This is a genomic window from Streptomyces sp. NPDC029014 (genome assembly GCF_055564695.1).
This window is the reverse complement of sequence record NZ_JBVHVT010000019.1, coordinates 100307-115999: the sequence shown is the minus strand read 5'-3', so window position 1 is coordinate 115999 and position 15693 is coordinate 100307. Positions and strand designations below refer to the sequence as shown.

General features: G+C 71.2%; 12 protein-coding genes, 5 tRNA genes and 2 pseudogenes. 15 read left to right on the top strand and 4 right to left on the bottom strand.

Annotation, left to right across the window (positions count from 1 at the left end):
• Both ACZ4VL_RS13320 and ACZ4VL_RS13315 read right to left on the bottom strand, forming a co-directional pair.
• Positions 1–102 (bottom strand): annotated as a pseudogene (locus ACZ4VL_RS13320) (roadblock/LC7 domain-containing protein); the annotation flags it as partial.
• Complete coding sequence (locus ACZ4VL_RS13315) at positions 103–3855, bottom strand: sensor histidine kinase (RefSeq protein WP_468199219.1); 3753 nt, start codon at positions 3853–3855, stop codon at positions 103–105. It abuts the pseudogene before it with no gap.
• 565 nt (positions 3856–4420) lie between these two features.
• Between ACZ4VL_RS13315 and ACZ4VL_RS13310 the strand changes: the two genes are divergently transcribed.
• The 9 genes from ACZ4VL_RS13310 to ACZ4VL_RS13270 all read left to right on the top strand — a co-directional run bounded on the left by ACZ4VL_RS13310 (position 4421) and on the right by ACZ4VL_RS13270 (position 8494).
• A complete protein-coding gene (locus ACZ4VL_RS13310) occupies positions 4421–4606 on the top strand; it encodes a hypothetical protein (protein WP_468199217.1) in 186 nt (61 codons plus the stop codon).
• A gap of 143 nt (positions 4607–4749) precedes the next feature.
• The gene (locus ACZ4VL_RS13305; RefSeq protein WP_404242086.1) at positions 4750–5568 is read left to right on the top strand and encodes a fumarylacetoacetate hydrolase family protein; all 819 of its coding nucleotides are present in this window, start codon (positions 4750–4752) and stop codon (positions 5566–5568) included.
• Positions 5561–7045 (top strand): glutamate--tRNA ligase, encoded by a 1485-nt coding sequence (gltX, locus tag ACZ4VL_RS13300; protein WP_468199215.1) that lies wholly within the window; start codon positions 5561–5563, stop codon positions 7043–7045. The genes ACZ4VL_RS13305 and gltX overlap by 8 nt, the downstream gene beginning before the upstream one ends.
• Positions 7046–7175: 130 nt before the next feature.
• Positions 7176–7904, top strand: coding sequence for an HAD family hydrolase (locus ACZ4VL_RS13295; protein ID WP_468199214.1), 729 nt, complete (start codon positions 7176–7178; stop codon positions 7902–7904).
• A gap of 89 nt (positions 7905–7993) precedes the next feature.
• Positions 7994–8065: transfer RNA gene (locus tag ACZ4VL_RS13290), tRNA-Gln, on the top strand.
• Positions 8066–8093: 28 nt separating this feature from the next.
• Positions 8094–8166: transfer RNA gene (locus ACZ4VL_RS13285), tRNA-Glu, on the top strand.
• Positions 8167–8227: 61 nt separating this feature from the next.
• Positions 8228–8300: transfer RNA gene (locus tag ACZ4VL_RS13280), tRNA-Glu, on the top strand.
• Positions 8301–8322: 22 nt separating this feature from the next.
• A tRNA-Gln gene (locus ACZ4VL_RS13275) sits at positions 8323–8394 on the top strand.
• A gap of 27 nt (positions 8395–8421) precedes the next feature.
• A tRNA-Glu gene (locus ACZ4VL_RS13270) sits at positions 8422–8494 on the top strand.
• A gap of 164 nt (positions 8495–8658) precedes the next feature.
• On the opposite strand, the gene ndgR is transcribed toward ACZ4VL_RS13270, so the two are convergent.
• Positions 8659–9375, bottom strand: a complete 717-nt coding sequence (gene ndgR, locus ACZ4VL_RS13265) for an IclR family transcriptional regulator NdgR (protein WP_114054338.1) — start codon at positions 9373–9375, stop codon at positions 8659–8661.
• 184 nt (positions 9376–9559) lie between these two features.
• Between ndgR and leuC the strand changes: the two genes are divergently transcribed.
• The 4 genes from leuC (at position 9560) to ACZ4VL_RS13245 (ending at position 12780) form a co-directional block, all read left to right on the top strand.
• Positions 9560–10984 (top strand): 3-isopropylmalate dehydratase large subunit, encoded by a 1425-nt coding sequence (leuC, locus tag ACZ4VL_RS13260; protein WP_468199213.1) that lies wholly within the window; start codon positions 9560–9562, stop codon positions 10982–10984.
• Positions 10985–10987: 3 nt separating this feature from the next.
• Positions 10988–11581, top strand: a complete 594-nt coding sequence (leuD, locus tag ACZ4VL_RS13255; RefSeq protein ID WP_468199211.1) for a 3-isopropylmalate dehydratase small subunit — start codon at positions 10988–10990, stop codon at positions 11579–11581.
• 137 nt (positions 11582–11718) lie between these two features.
• Complete coding sequence (locus ACZ4VL_RS13250) at positions 11719–11946, top strand: SCO5555 family protein (protein ID WP_361095164.1); 228 nt, start codon at positions 11719–11721, stop codon at positions 11944–11946.
• Between the two features lie 144 nt (positions 11947–12090).
• On the top strand, positions 12091–12780 hold the full coding sequence (locus tag ACZ4VL_RS13245) for an HU family DNA-binding protein (protein ID WP_468199208.1): 690 nt from the start codon (positions 12091–12093) through the stop codon (positions 12778–12780).
• 286 nt (positions 12781–13066) lie between these two features.
• On the opposite strand, the pseudogene cofC reads toward ACZ4VL_RS13245, so the two are convergent.
• Positions 13067–13747 (bottom strand): annotated as a pseudogene (cofC, locus tag ACZ4VL_RS13240) (2-phospho-L-lactate guanylyltransferase); the annotation flags it as partial.
• Positions 13748–13917: 170 nt separating this feature from the next.
• On the opposite strand from cofC, the gene ACZ4VL_RS13235 reads away from it, so the two are divergent.
• Together ACZ4VL_RS13235 and ACZ4VL_RS13230 are read left to right on the top strand one after the other, a co-directional pair.
• Positions 13918–14670, top strand: a complete 753-nt coding sequence (locus ACZ4VL_RS13235; protein ID WP_468199206.1) for a lysophospholipid acyltransferase family protein — start codon at positions 13918–13920, stop codon at positions 14668–14670.
• Positions 14667–15677, top strand: coding sequence for an NAD(P)H-dependent glycerol-3-phosphate dehydrogenase (locus ACZ4VL_RS13230; protein ID WP_468199203.1), 1011 nt, complete (start codon positions 14667–14669; stop codon positions 15675–15677). Before ACZ4VL_RS13235 ends, ACZ4VL_RS13230 begins: the two co-directional genes overlap by 4 nt.
• Positions 15678–15693: the final 16 nt, after the last annotated feature.

Below are 15693 nucleotides of genomic sequence, written 5' to 3'. Positions count from 1 at the left end.
GTCGGCGGAGACCACCACCGTGTGGGACACCCCGGGGGTGTTGTCCACGAAGTTGGTGATCAACCAGTTCAGGTTCTGTGCCGCCTGGCTCATCGAACTCAACTAACGCTCCTGCTGGTAAGTGGGGTCGATGTGGTAGCTGCCGGTCGCCGGGCCGTTGTTCCCGGCCTGGCGACCCTGCTGGATACCGCGTCGGAGGTTGGTCAGACGGCCCCGGACCTCGTCCGGTGCGCGCGAGACCTGGGGACCGGCCTGAGTGTCGGTCTGCTGCTGCGCAGTGCCGGCCACGAGGTTCGCCCGCGGTACCCGGCGGGGCAGCCCCGAAGTGGTGATGCCACCGGCGGCGGGCTGGCGCACGCGCTCGGCCTGGCGCATCAGTTCGTCGTTCGGCGAGGACCGCCAGCTGACGGTCGGCGCGCTGCCGTTCGCCGTCTGGGCGGAGTCGGCCGAGGGCTCCTGGCCGCGCTGCGGCTGCGACTGCTGCGGCTGCGACTGCTGCGGGCGCTGGCGCGGAGCCGGAGCGGGGACCGGGGCCTGCGGGGCGGCCTGCGGCTGCTGGTAGCCGGACGGCGCCTGCCCGGACGGCTGCGGGCCGTCCTGCGGGTACCAGTTCGACTCCAGCGTGTCGAAGATCGGGCTGCGCTCGCCGCCCGGGCCACCGGCCGGCGGCAGGGCCTCCGGCTGAGGGGCCTGCGGCAGCTGCGGTGCCTGCGGCGCCTGCGGCGGCGGCGGGAAGCTGCCGACGCCGGGGCCGCCGGGACGCGGGGCCTGGAACTCGGGGCGGGCGAACTGGCCGGTGGTGGACGGGTCCATCGGGCCGCGCACGTCGGGACGCTCGAACTGTCCGGTCGTGCTGTTGCCGCCGGCCTGCGGGCGCGGGCCACCGAAGTCCGGGCGCGGGAACTCGGCCGTGGAGCCGGGACCCGAGAGCTCGTCGTGGCCGCGCGGGACCTCCTGGCCGCCGGGGCGGCCAGGAGCGGCGCCCCAGCTGGTGGCCTGCGGGCCGCCGGCGGACGGAGCACCGGCACCGCCGGCACCCGGGAGCTCGGGGCGCGCGCCGCTGTCGCGCGGCGGCAGCTGCGGCCGCGGGCCGCGCTGGGCCGGGGCCTCGGGTGCCTGGCCGAACGGGGCCTGCCCGGCGGGGGCGCCGGGCTGCGGCGGCTGCGGCCGCTCGAAGCCGTTGCCCTGCGGGAAGCCGGCCTGGCCGGAAGCGGAGGGGGCGGCTGCGGGCCGGCCCTGCGGAGCACCGGCGGGACCGCGGCCCGGCAGCGGGCCGTTGCCGCCGAAGGAGCCCTGACCCTGGCCGGCCGGGGCACCCGGACCGGCCGGGGCGCCGGGCGCGCCGGGACCACCGTGGCCGCCGGGCATGCCCGGCATGCCGGGGCCGCCCTGCGGACGGCCGCCGGGAGCACCCTGCTGCGGACGACCCGGGAGACCCGGCGGACCGCCGGCCGCGCCGGCGCCGCCCTGCTGGGCCAGCGCGGCGCGCTGGCCCATGGCCGCGGCCACGCCGCTGCGCTGGGGGCCGGAGCCCACGGGCTGGCGGGCACCGCCCGGGCCGGAGCCCTGGCCGGCGGAGCCGCCGGGGCCGCCCTGCTGGCCCGCGGCACCCTGGCCGCCGGGGCCGCCGGGCTTCTTGCCGCCCTGGGCGACGTCCACCGGGAGCATGACGAGGGCCGTCGTACCGCCGGAGTCGGACGGGCGCAGCTGGATGCGGATGCCGTGTCGCAGGGACAGGCGGCCGACCACGAAGAGGCCCATGCGGCGGGAGACAGAGACGTCCACGGTCGGCGGCGCGGCGAGCCGCTCGTTGATCGCGGCGAGGTCCTCGGGGGAGAGGCCGATGCCGGTGTCGTGGATCTCGACGAGCACGCGGCCGTCGGGCAGCGCGTGACCGGTGACCTTGACCTTGGTCTGCGGGGAGGAGAACGAGGTCGCGTTCTCCAGCAGCTCGGCGAGCAGGTGCACGAGGTCGTTGACGACGCGGCCGGCGACCTCGGTCGCCGGGACCGCCGCCAGTTCGATGCGCTCGTACTGCTCCACCTCGGACGCCGCGGCGCGGAGCACGTCGACGAGCGGGACGGGGCGGGTCCACCGGCGGCCCGGCTCCTCGCCCGCGAGGACGAGGAGGTTTTCGCCGTTACGGCGCATACGGGTTGCGAGGTGGTCGAGCTTGAAGAGCGAGGACAGCTGGTCCGGGTCGGCCTCGCGGGACTCCAGTTCGGAGATGAGCGAGAGCTGGCGCTGGATGAGGCCCTGGCTGCGGCGCGAGAGGTTGGTGAACATCGCGTTGACGTTGCCCCGGAGGAGGGCCTGCTCGGCGGCGAGGCGGACGGCCTCGCGGTGCACGTCGTCGAAGGCCGCGGCCACCTGGCCGATCTCGTCGCGGGTGTGCAGGCCGACGGACTCCACGGACGTGTCGACGTCCTGCGGGTCGGACTCGGACAGCTGCTTGACGAGCTCGGGCAGACGTTCCTGGGCGACCCGGGTCGCGGTGTCCTGCAGGCGGCGCAGCGAGCGGATCATGGACCGGGCCATGACGAAGGCGCCGACGAGGGAGACGCCGAGGACGAGGAGGATCAGGGCACCGTTGATGATCGCGTCGCGCTGCGACTCGCTCTTCAGCTCACGGGCCTTCTGCTCCATGTCCTCGAGCAGCGTCAGCTCGATGACCTTCATGGCCTGGAGCTTGGTGTCGTCCGCGTCGTACCAGTCCATCCAGGACTTGTACGTCGTCTCCTTGGCGAACTGGTCCTTGGCGGACAGGACGCGGCGGGTGTAGTGGTCCGCCTTGCCGATCTCCGGGTTGCCGTCGCCGAGCGCGGCGAGGAGGTCCTCGGTCTTGCCCTGGTAGACGAGTTCGAAGGTCCTCTTCGCCTGGCTCTCGCCGCGGAGTGCGGAGAGCGCGTAGAGGCGGTCGTTCTCGGAGAGCGAGCCGGCCTTCTCGTTGCTGTCGGGCAGCGAGGCGGCGATGATCGCGCGCTGGATCGAGGCGTATTCCTTGGCGGAGGAGAACGCCGCCAGGGCACGGGTACGCTTGATCATCTCCGGGCTGGAGGTGGCCTGGGCCATGTCCTGGGAGAGCGAGAGCAGGGAGACGATCAGCGAGTTGTACTCGGTGACGGTCTGCTGGGCGCCGTTCTGGTACGCCTTCTTGCGGATCGCGTCGATCTCGGTGAGCTGACGGCCGATCTGCAGGACGTTGTTGCGGATCGACTTGAGCGTCTCGTCCTGGTCCTCCGTGGCGTCGACCTTGTCGGTCGCGGCGGCGAAGGACTTCAGGGCGGCGTCGGTCTGTCCCCGGACACCCTGGACGAGGCTGTCGGGCTTGCCCGACCTGTCGATCGACAGCGGACCCGCCGACTTGTCGCGCTCCTCCTGGAGGGCGGCGGCCAGGTTGGTGGCCTGACGCGTCATCGTCGTCAGCAGCTGCATGTGCTCGAGCTGAGAGATGTCGTTGAGCGAGTCGGTGATACGGAAGCCACCGAGCGTGGTGGCGGCGACGACCGGCAGGGTCAGCAGCGACACCAGTCGCGTGCTGATTCGCCAGTTCTGCATGTGCAGACGCGATCCGGGCCCGGCAGGGGCCTTCGGTATCGCAGTGTCCTTGTCGGCCGGCTCCTCGACCGCCACCTTGCCCTTGGACTTGCCCCGGGGCTTGATGCGGGAGGCCTTGCTCTTCACTCCCGAAGGGCCGGAGCCCGTGCCTTCGATGGCCGGCCCGCGGCCCTGGGCGTGCTGGGGCGATGAGCCGCGGTCGGTCCCGCCGCGCGGGTCCTGCTCCGCAGCAGCGTCCCCTCTGCCCTGAAGGGCCTGGGGAGACCCCTTGCCGTCCTTCTTGAATCGTCCCTGCACTAGCGTCGCAACCTCTGGACCAGGCGTCCCGCCGGGCGACCGGTGGGACGGTGTCGAGTCGTGGGGCGCTGTCGCAGCCCCATGGTGGTCGTCGGTGACCGGCGCGTCTCCCTCTTGCCACCGCCGCTCGGCGCGGTCTCGCGCCACCTGCGCGCCGGCTGTCTAGCGCGGCGGTCTCGCGCATTCCAGCACAGTGGCGGATCTCCAACAAGGTGCGCGCGCCACCCCCGTCGACGTTCGACGGAACGTAAGCGTCCGGCTACTTGCTGTGTGGTGCCTTTCAGGGCGAAACGGACTTACGCCAATCAAACGCAAGGGCCGCCAAGGTGTCCCAGTCGAGATGATCAGGAGCGGAATGGCTGCTTCAGTGGCGCAATGTCCGTTTCGCCGCCCTGAAATGACCGTCTGTTATGTCCGTATTGCCGGGTCGCTGGTGAGCAAACTCACATGGTCGAGCCCAATACTTCCCGGTTCAGGCCGCGAATCGGATGTTTAGCCTTGCCCTTTACAGGGTTGACGGAACCGACAACCCCACCGACAACCGAGCCGAGGGCCCGAAACTCCGATGAAGACGACGATGATGTTCCGCAACATAGCCAACCCGCGCCGCACCACCCTCGCGCACCTGAAGGACGCCGAGGACCTGCAGCAGCCCCAGGCTCCGGAGCACGCCGTCGAGCTGCCCACCCAGACCGCCAACCCGCGCCGCACCGTGCTGATGCACGCCCCGGCCGCGACCGTCGCCGAGTAGGGCGCAGCAGCAGCGGAGGAACGGGCGGCAGCGGCGCGCCGTCGCAGGGCGCCGGCAGGAACGCGGAGCCCTGCCGCCCGCCGCGTTAGCCTGGAGTCCGCAGACTCCAGCCAGCGGAAACACAAGAGGGGCAGGCGCAAGGCGTGCGCATCGCCAGGTTCTCGATCGACGGCAACGTCGCGTTCGGCGCGGTCGAGGGCGGCACCGCCCCCGGCGCCGAGGGTGAGCTCGTCCTCGACATCATCAAGGGCATCCCGTTCGCGGACTTCGAGCTCTCCGGCACGAAGGTCCCGCTGAGCAAGGTCCGGCTGCTGCCGCCCGTGCTCCCGAACAAGGTCGTGGCCGTCGGCCGCAACTACGCGGAGCACGCCGCGGAGCTCGGGCACACCGTCTTCGACGACCAAGGCCGTCCCGAGGCCCCCATCACCTTCTTCAAGCCCTCCACCTCGGTGGTCGGCCCGGGCGACCCGATCGCGTACCCGTCCTTCTCCCAGGACCTCCACCACGAGGCGGAGCTCGCCGTGGTGATCGGCCGCATGTGCCGCGAGGTCCCCCGCGAGCGCGTCAAGGACGTCATCCTCGGCTACACCTGCGCCAACGACGTCACGGCGCGCGACGTGCAGCAGCGCGAGCAGCAGTGGGCCCGGGCCAAGGGCTTCGACAGCGCCTGCCCGCTCGGCCCCTGGATCGAGACCGGCCTGGACCCGGCGGCGATCGCCGAGGGCCTGGCCGTCCAGTGCACCGTCAACGGCGAGCAGCGCCAGCTCGGCAGCACCCGCGACATGATCCGCTCCGTCGAGGACCTGGTCGTCCACATCACCGAGGCCATGACGCTGCTGCCCGGCGACGTCATCCTCACGGGGACCCCGGCCGGAGTCGGCCCCCTCAACGTCGGCGACGAGGTCGCCGTCACCATCGAAGGCATCGGCACTCTCACCAACAAGGTGATCAAGCGTGGCTAGCGCATCTCCCGTACGCGTACGGTTCTGTCCCTCGCCGACCGGCAACCCCCACGTGGGCCTGGTCCGCACCGCCCTCTTCAACTGGGCGTTCGCCCGCCACCACGGCGGCACGTTCGTCTTCCGCATCGAGGACACCGACGCGGCCCGCGACTCCGAGGAGTCGTACGACCAGCTCCTCGACTCGCTGCGCTGGCTCGGCTTCACCTGGGACGAAGGCCCCGAGGTGGGCGGCCCGCACGCCCCGTACCGCCAGTCGCAGCGGATGGACATCTACGCCGACGTCGCGAAGAAGCTGAAGGACGGCGGCTACGCGTACGACTGCTACTGCACCACCGAGGAGCTCGACGCCCGCCGCGCGGCCGCCCGCGCCGCCGGCAAGCCGTCCGGCTACGACGGCCACTGCCGCGAGCTGACCGCCGTGCAGCTGGAGGCGTACCAGGGCGAGCACCGCTCCTCGATCGTCCGCTTCCGGATGCCCGACGAGCCGATCACCTTCACCGACCTGGTCCGCGGCGAGCTGACCTTCACCCCGGAGAACGTGCCGGACTTCGGCATCCTGCGCGCCAACGGCGCCCCGCTCTACACGCTCGTCAACCCCGTCGACGACGCGCTGATGGAGATCACCCACGTGCTCCGCGGCGAGGACCTGCTGTCCTCCACCCCGCGCCAGATCGCCCTGTACAAGGCGCTCATGGAGCTGGGTGTCGCCAAGGGCGTCCCGCAGTTCGGCCACCTGCCGTACGTCATGGGCGAGGGCAACAAGAAGCTCTCCAAGCGCGACCCCGAGTCCTCGCTCAACCTGTACCGCGAGCGCGGCTTCCTCCCCGAGGGCCTGCTGAACTACCTGTCGCTGCTCGGCTGGTCCTTCTCCAAGGACCAGGACGTCTTCTCGATCGAGGAGATGGTGGCGAAGTTCGACATCCCCGACGTGAACGCGAACCCGGCGCGCTTCGACCTGAAGAAGGCCGAGGCGATCAACGCCGACCACATCCGCCGGCTGGACGAGAAGGCCTTCGCGGACGCCTGCGCCCCGTGGCTGCAGGCCCCGTTCGCCAACTGGGAGCCCGATGAGTTCGACGCCGAGGCCTGGGCGGCCATCGCGCCGTACGCCCAGACCCGCGTGACCGTCCTGTCGGACATCACGGCCAACGTGGACTTCCTCTTCCGCAAGGAGCCGGTCGAGGACCAGGCGTCCTGGGACAAGGCCATGAAGGGCGAGCCGGCGGCCCTCCTGACCACCGCCCGCGGCCACCTGGACGCGGCGGACTGGAGCGACCCCGAGTCCCTCAAGCAGGCCGTCCTGACCGCCGGCGAGGCCCACGGCCTCAAGCTCGGCAAGGCCCAGGCCCCGGTCCGCGTCGCCGTCACCGGCCGCACGGTCGGCCTGCCGCTCTTCGAGTCCCTGCAGATCCTGGGCAAGGAGCGCTCGCTGGCCCGCATCGACGCGGCCCTGGCGAAGCTGGCCGCCGCCGCGTAGGCGGTACGCGCCCGTCGTCCCGCAGGGGGCGGTCCCCGGTTCGTCCGGAGGCCGCCCCCTGCGGCGTTCTCCGTGACGGACTTCACCGTCCGGCCGTCGCGGGCGGGGGAGTCGGCGTAGCCTCGGCGGTATGCCGATCCGCGCCGTGCTGTGGGACATCGACGACACCCTGTTCGACTACACGGGTGCGGACACCGCCGGGCTGGCCCGCAGGCTCGCCGAGGAGGGCCTGGACGGGCGCTACGGGACCCCCGAGCAGGCGCTCGCCCGGTGGCGGGAGGCCACCACCAGGCACTGGGACCGCTTCGCGGCCGGCGAGGTGACCTTCCAGGGGCAGCGCAGGGACCGGGTGCGGGACTTCCTCGACGAGCCCGCGCTGGGCGACGCGGAGGCCGACGCCTGGTTCGACCGGTACGTGGAGCACTACAAGGCCGCCTGGACCGTGTTCCCGGACGTCGTGCCCGCCCTGGACGCCCTGGCGGGCCAGTACCGGCACGGCGTGCTCTCCAACTCCTCCAGCGCCAACCAGGACCCCAAACTGCGCACCCTCGGCCTGCGCGAGCGCTTCGAGGTGCTGGTGTGCGCCGCGGAGCTGGGGGTCAGCAAGCCCGAGGAGGCCGCCTTCCGCGCCGCCTGCGACGCGCTGGGGCTGCCGCCCGACGAGGTGGCCTACGTGGGCGACCAGCCGGAGATCGACGCCCGGGGCGCCCGCGACGCCGGACTGGCCGCGGTGTGGCTCGACCGCGACGGCGAGAGGGGGCCCGGACCGGCCGGCGTGCACCGGATCGAGGGGCTTGCGCAGCTCGCGGAGGTGCTGGCCGGGGATACCCGTTTTGGAGCACGGTCAGCCATCCGGTAATGTTCTTTCTGCGCCGCCGGGGCGGGCCGAAAGGCCGGGAGCCGGAGGAGCAGCCCGAAGGAAAATCCCCGCAAGGGATTGACTTCTGGTGGGGTATGGTGTAATTGGCAACACGAGGGTTTCTGGTTCCCTTATTCTAGGTTCGAGTCCTGGTACCCCAGCGCAGTGCAGCAGTAATCGCAGTGCTTTGCCCCCGTTGTGTAGCGGCCTAGCACGCCGCCCTCTCAAGGCGGTAGCGCCGGTTCGAATCCGGTCGGGGGTACAGATCCTTCCCGCGAGGGGTCCTGGGTAGCTCCCGGACATCTTGATGCAGGATCGCTAGGGCCCCCGTTGTGTAGCGGCCTAGCACGCCGCCCTCTCAAGGCGGTAGCGCCGGTTCGAATCCGGTCGGGGGTACTCAGGTTGGTTTAGACCACCTTGGGCTATGGTGTAATTGGCAACACGAAGGTTTCTGGTTCCTTTGTTCTAGGTTCGAGTCCTGGTAGCCCAGCGCAGTACAGCACACGCTGTATGGCACGCCCCCGTTGTGTAGCGGCCTAGCACGCCGCCCTCTCAAGGCGGTAGCGCCGGTTCGAATCCGGTCGGGGGTACGCACAGGAGAGGCCCTCCGCGTTCATCGCGGAGGGCCTCTTCGTCGTTCCGTGCGGGCCCGCCCGGCGTGCGGTGCACAAGGACGGGCCCGGAGGCGCGTGTTCGGACGTGTGCGGCGTCGTACGCGCCCCCGGGCCCGGGGGAAGGGGAAGGGGTCGGGAGGTCAGCCGGCGCGGCGCAGGGCCTCGGTCAGGCGCGCCGCGGCGTCGATGACGGCCTGGGCGTGCATCCGGCCGGGGTGGCGGGTCAGCCGCTCGATCGGCCCGGAGACCGACACGGCGGCCACCACGCGGTTCGACGGCCCGCGCACCGGCGCCGAGACGGACGCCACACCGGGCTCGCGCTCGCCGATCGACTGCGCCCAGCCGCGCCGACGCACGCCCGAGAGGGCCGTCGCCGTGAAGCGCGCGCCCTGCAGCCCGCGGTGCAGCCGCTCGGGCTCCTCCCAGGCCATGAGGATCTGCGCGGCCGAGCCGGCCTTCATCGGGAGCGTGGAGCCGACCGGCACCGTGTCCCGCAGACCGGACAGCCGCTCCGCGGCCGCCACGCAGATGCGCATGTCTCCCTGCCGGCGGTAGAGCTGCGCGCTCTCCCCGGTCACGTCACGGAGGTGGGTGAGTACCGGTCCCGCCGTGGCCAGCAGACGGTCCTCGCCGGCCGCGGCGGCGAGCTCCGCCAGCCGCGGTCCGAGGATGAACCGGCCCTGCATGTCCCTCGCCACCATCCGGTGGTGTTCCAGTGCCACGGCCAGGCGATGTGCCGTGGGTCGTGCGAGCCCTGTCGCCGCGACCAGCCCGGCGAGGGTGGCCGGACCGGACTCCAGTGCGCTCAAAACCAGAGCTGCCTTGTCGAGAACGCCGACGCCGCTAGAGTTGTCCATGAAACGATATTCACGTCTCACACTGTGAAACGCAAGTTCAATTTTTCCAAGAACCAGCGAGTCTGTATGTGCGGGTCCACGAACCACTGGGTCCGAGGCCGTCGTCCGGCACGTGGGGTACCGGCGATCGGCGCACCACATCTCTATGAAGCGCCGGCCGCACCGGCCGGCCGGAGGGAAAGCGATGGGTAGGACACTCGCGGAGAAGGTCTGGGACGACCACGTCGTCCGGCGCGCCGAGGGCGAGCCCGACCTCCTCTTCATCGATCTGCACCTGCTGCACGAGGTGACCAGCCCCCAGGCCTTCGAGGGCCTGCGCCAGGCCGGCCGCAAGGTCCGCCGTCTCGACCTCACCATCGCGACCGAGGACCACAACACCCCCACCCTCGACATCGACAAGCCGATCGCGGACCCGGTCTCCCGGGCCCAGCTGGAGACGCTGCGCAAGAACTGCGCCGAGTTCGGCGTACGGCTGCACCCGCTCGGCGACGTCGAGCAGGGCGTCGTCCACGTCGTGGGACCGCAGCTCGGCCTGACCCAGCCGGGCACCACCGTGGTCTGCGGCGACTCGCACACGTCCACGCACGGCGCCTTCGGCGCCCTCGCCTTCGGCATCGGCACCAGCCAGGTCGAGCACGTCCTGGCCACCCAGACGCTGCCCCTGGCCCGGCCCAGGACGATGGCCATCACCGTCACGGGCGAGCTGGCCGAGGGCGTGACCGCCAAGGACCTGATCCTGGCGATCATCGCCAAGATCGGCACCGGCGGCGGGCAGGGCTACGTCATCGAGTACCGCGGCGAGGCCATCGAGAAGCTGTCGATGGAAGCCCGCATGACCATCTGCAACATGTCGATCGAGGCCGGCGCCCGCGCGGGCATGATCGCCCCCGACCGGACCACCTTCGACTACCTCGCGGGCCGCGACCACGCCCCGACCGGCGAGGACTGGGACGCGGCCGTCGCCTACTGGAAGACCCTGCGCACCGACGAGGACGCCGTCTTCGACGCCGAGGTCGTCATCGACGGCGCCGCCCTGTCGCCGTTCGTCACCTGGGGCACCAACCCGGGCCAGGGCGCCCCGCTGTCGGCCAGCGTCCCCGACCCGGCTTCGTACGAGGACGCCTCGGAGCGCCTCGCCGCCGAAAAGGCCCTGGAGTACATGGGGTTGACGGCCGGGCAGCCGCTGCGGGACATCAAGGTGGACACCGTCTTCGTAGGCTCCTGCACCAACGGCCGGATCGAGGACCTGCGCGCCGTCGCCGACGTCATCAAGGGCCGCAAAGTCGCCGACGGCGTACGGATGCTGGTCGTCCCCGGCTCGGTCCGCGTGGCCCTCCAGGCCGTCGAGGAGGGCCTGGACCAGGTCTTCAAGGAGGCCGGCGCCGAGTGGCGGCACGCCGGGTGCTCCATGTGCCTGGGCATGAACCCCGACCAACTGGCCCCCGGTGAGCGCTCCGCGTCCACCTCCAACCGCAACTTCGAGGGGCGGCAGGGCAAGGGCGGCCGTACGCACCTGGTCTCCCCGCAGGTGGCCGCCGCCACCGCGGTGCTGGGCCACCTGGCCTCGCCCGCCGACCTGTCCGACGTCCACGCCACCGCCGGAGTCTGAACCATGGAAGCCTTCACCACCCACACCGGCCGGGCCGTGCCGCTGCGCCGCAGCAACGTCGACACCGACCAGATCATCCCGGCCCACTGGCTGAAGAAGATCACCCGCGACGGGTTCGAGGACGGGCTCTTCGAGGCCTGGCGCAAGGACCCCGAGTTCGTCACCAACCGCCCCGAGCGCGTGGGTGCCACGGTGCTGGTCGCCGGCCCCGACTTCGGCACGGGTTCCTCCCGCGAGCACGCCGTCTGGGCCCTGCAGAACTTCGGCTTCAAAGCGGTCATCTCCTCCCGCTTCGCGGACATCTTCCGCGGCAACTCGCTGAAGAACGGGCTGCTGACCGTGGTCCTCCCGCAGGAGACCGTCGACCGCCTGTGGGAGCTGACCGAGTCCGACCCGGCCGCCGAGGTGACCGTCGACCTGGTCGCCCGCCAGGTCCGCGCGGCAGGAATCGAGGCGGAGTTCGAACTCGACGACAACGCCCGGTGGCGTCTCCTGGAAGGTCTGGACGACATCTCCCTCACCCTTCAGAACGAAGCCGACATCGCCGCGTACGAAAGCGCCCGGCCCGCCTACAAGCCGCGTACGATTCGCGCCTGATTACAGCCTGATCAGGGGTTATTCACTTCCTGATGATCACGTGGACGCGACTGTGCCCCCCGCCCGACGGCGGGGGGCACAGTCGTGTGTTGAGGCCCCGTGAGGCGACAACTCGCCCCAGATGGCACAATCTGTGCATGGAACGCGACAGTCAACTGGAGCTCTACCGACAAGTCGCGGACCGATTGAAAGAAGCACACACACGGGTGCGCACACTGCAAGTCCCGGAGGGCGTAAGGATGGCGCTGTCCCGGAAGCTGTTGGTCGTCACAGCCGCGGCGAAGCATGATCTCGCCGATGCGGCAAGGCGCCTGGACAGGTTGATGAAGGACCTCGACGAGGGTCGATTCCCTGAAGGCGACTGATGCGAAGGAACTCCGCAACGGGCACTTCCGTTGCGGCACTAGGGTGATTAGCCCGTTTCGTGTTTGATTTGCGGTATATATCCGCCTAACGTGCGAAATAAGCTTGAACACATTCGTTCTGGCGATGTCTCCGAAGGGGAAGACGTGAACAAGGCGCAGCTCGTAGAAGCGATTGCCGACAAGCTGGGCGGCCGCCAGCAGGCCGCCGACGCTGTCGACGCGGTACTGGACGCCATGGTCCGCGCGGTCGTCGCAGGCGACCGGGTCTCGGTCACGGGCTTCGGCTCGTTCGAGAAGGTCGACCGGCCGGCCCGCTATGCCCGCAACCCGCAGACGGGCGAGCGCGTCCGGGTCAAGAAGACCTCCGTTCCCCGGTTCCGTGCGGGTCAGGGCTTCAAGGACCTGGTCAGCGGCACCAAGAAGCTCCCCAAGGGCGACGAGGTGGCCGTGAAGAAGGCGCCCAAGGGCAGCCTGACCGGCGGCGCTTCCGCCACGGTCAAGAAGGCCGCGGCCAAGAAGACCACCGCCGCGAAGAAGGCGGCCGTGAAGAAGACGACGGCGGCCGCCGCGAAGAAGACCACCGCGACCAAGAAGACCACCGCCGCCGCGAAGAAGACCACCGCCGCCGCCAAGAAGGCGACGCCCGCTGCGAAGAAGACCACCGCCGCGGCGAAGAAGGCGACGCCCGCGAAGAAGACGGCCACCGCCAAGAAGACCGCCCCGGCCACCAAGGCCGTCGCGAAGAAGGCCCCGGCCAAGAAGGCCACGGCGCGCTCGACCGCTGCGAAGAAGACCACCACCGCCGCGAAGAAGACCACCGCCCGCAAGAAGTAGGGCAGCACACGTCTCACACGCCGGGCCGGCTTCCCCCAGGGGAGCCGGCCCGCGGTGCTTCATCGCTGGTCAGAGAGGTGCTTCGTCAGAACGTCTGCAAAGTGACCAGGGTGATGCGCAGGCTCGTGCCCGCTCCTGCGGTCTCGATCCGGACCCGCTGGCCGGGGCGCAGCAGCCGCAGCCCGCCCGCGTCGAACGCCGGGGCGTCGAACGGCACCGGCGTGCCGTCGTCCAGCAGCACACTGCCGCTGCGGGTCTGGGGGTCGTACGTGTACGCGGTCGCCTGCATACCGGCACTGTATCGGGCGGTGTGGGGACCGACGCCCAGGGAGAGCGCCCGGCGCAGATCCGCCCCCGTGTCCACGTCGCGGCGGACGCTGTCCACCCCCGACAGGGCGATTTCCGCCGCCCCCGAAGCGGAATGCCGGGCCCGTGACGGGCCTCCGAACGAGGGTGCCAATTCCGTCTCCGGACCGGCGGAAAGCAGGGTGGTGCCGATTCCCGCGGCATCCGCGAGAAATGCCCGGGGAAATGCGGATGCCGCTTCGAGCACGCGTAGCAATTCCGGTGGACGCAGTGCGGGAAGATCCGCGTTCATCGCGGCGAGCGCCGCCCGGGGCCGGGCCGCGCGTATCTCCCGCGCCCCGTGGACCAGGGCCGCGTTGAGGCCCGCGCCCGGCGCGTCCGGCACGATCCGCGCCCCCAGCCGGGCCAGTTCCGCCCCCGCCCGGGCGTCGTCCGTGACGACCACCACATCCGCCACCGCCGGGCAGGCCAGCGCCCCCGCCACGGTGTCCTGCGCGAACGCCAGGGCCAGCCCCGGCCGCGAGCGGCCCACGGCGGCCGCGAGGCGGCTCTTGGCCACGGCCAAGGGCTTCAGCGGGATCACCAGGCTCCAGGCGGCGTTCGTGGCGGTCCCCTTCCCTCCGGTGCCCGGCGGCACCCCCGCGAGCCATGGCCGGGTCATGAGCCGGTCATGCATCGGTCCATTGTCGCCGCCGCCGACCGACCGGGGGCTCCGGCGGGCTGAGCGGGGCGTACGGTGTTCTCGACAGGGACCGGGCCAAAGGCCACACTTGCGGCCGACGAGGTGCCGAAGCCGTGCACCGGTCCACGAGCCCAGAGGAAGGTGTCCGAGTGTCCCGCCGCAGAATCGGCTTCTGGTACCGCCTGGCGGCGGTCATCGCAAAACCGCCGCTGGTGGTGCTCTTCAAGCGGGACTGGCAGGGAATGGAGCACATTCCGGCCGACGGCGGATTCATCACCGCCGTCAACCACAACTCGTACCTGGACCCGCTCTCCTACGCGCATTACCAGTACAACACCGGGCGCGTGCCCCGTTTCCTGGCCAAGGCGGCGCTCTTCAAGGTGCCGTTCGTCGGCGCCATCCTGCACGGATCCGGGCAGATCCCCGTCTACCGCGAGACCACCAACGCCCTGGACGCCTTCCGGGCCGCCGTGGAGGCCATCGAGCGCGGCGAATGCGTGGCCTTCTACCCGGAGGGCACCCTCACCCGCGACCCCGACGTGTGGCCGATGGCCGGCAAGACCGGCGCCGCCCGCGTCGCCCTGATGACCAGGGCTCCGGTCGTCCCGGTCGCCCAGTGGGGCGCCAACCTGGCCATGCCGCCGTACGCCAAGGAGAACAAGGTCCGCCTGTTCCCCCGCAAGACCCTCCAGGTGCTCGCCGGGCCGCCCGTGGACCTCTCCGCGTACTACGACCTGGAACCCACCCCGGAGGTCCTCAAGGAGGCCACCGAGGCCATCATGGCGGCCATCACGGCCCTCCTGGAGGAGCTGCGCGGCGAGAAGGCGCCCGACCAGCCGTACGACCACCGCAAGGCCAGGGCGGAACAGCGGCGCAAGGCCGCGGGGGAGGGCACCAAGTGACGCGTCCCGTCAAGGCAGCCGTCTTCTCGGCGGGCTCCTGGGGCACCGCCTTCGGCATGGTGCTCGCCGACGCCGGCTGCGAGGTCACCCTGTGGGCCCGCCGCCCCGGGGTCGCCGACGCCATCAACACCGGCCGCACCAACCCGGACTACTTCCCCGGCGTCGAGCTCCCGGCGAACCTGCGCGCCACCACCGACCCGGCCGAGGCCGCCCGCGGCGCCGACTTCACCGTCCTGTCGATCCCGTCCCAGACCCTGCGCGGCAACCTCGCCGAGTGGGCCCCGCTGCTGGCGCCCGACACCGTCCTCGTCTCGCTGATGAAGGGCATCGAACTGGGCACGGCCAAGCGGATGAGCGAGGTCATCGAGGAGGTGGCCAAGGTCCCCGCCGAGCGGGTCGCCGTCGTCACCGGCCCCAACCTGGCCCGCGAGATCGTCGCCCGGCAGCCCGCCGCCGCGGTCGTCGCCTGCTCCGACGGGGCCGTCGCGCAGCGCCTCCAGGCCGCCTGCCACACCCCGTACTTCCGGCCGTACACGAGCACCGACGTCGTCGGCTGCGAGCTCGGCGGCGCCGTGAAGAACGTCATCGGCCTCGCCGTCGGCATCGCGGACGGCATGGGCCTCGGCGACAACACCAAGGGCTCCCTCATCACCCGCGGCCTGGCCGAGGCCACCCGGCTGGGCGTCGCCATGGGCGCCGACCCGCTGACCTTCTCCGGTCTCGCGGGCCTCGGCGACCTGGTCGCCACCTGCTCCTCGCCGCTTTCCAGGAACCACACCTTCGGCACCAACCTCGGCCGCGGGATGACCCTGGAGGAGACCATCGCGGTCACCAAGCAGACCGCCGAGGGTGTCAAGTCCTGCCAGTCGGTGGCCGATCTGGCCCGCCGCCACGGGGTCGACATGCCGATCACCGACACGGTCGTGGAGATCGTCCACCACGGCAAGCCGCCGCTGGTCGCACTGAAGGACCTCATGGCGCGCAGTGCCAAACCGGAACGTCGCTGACACCTTTCCGGACGTT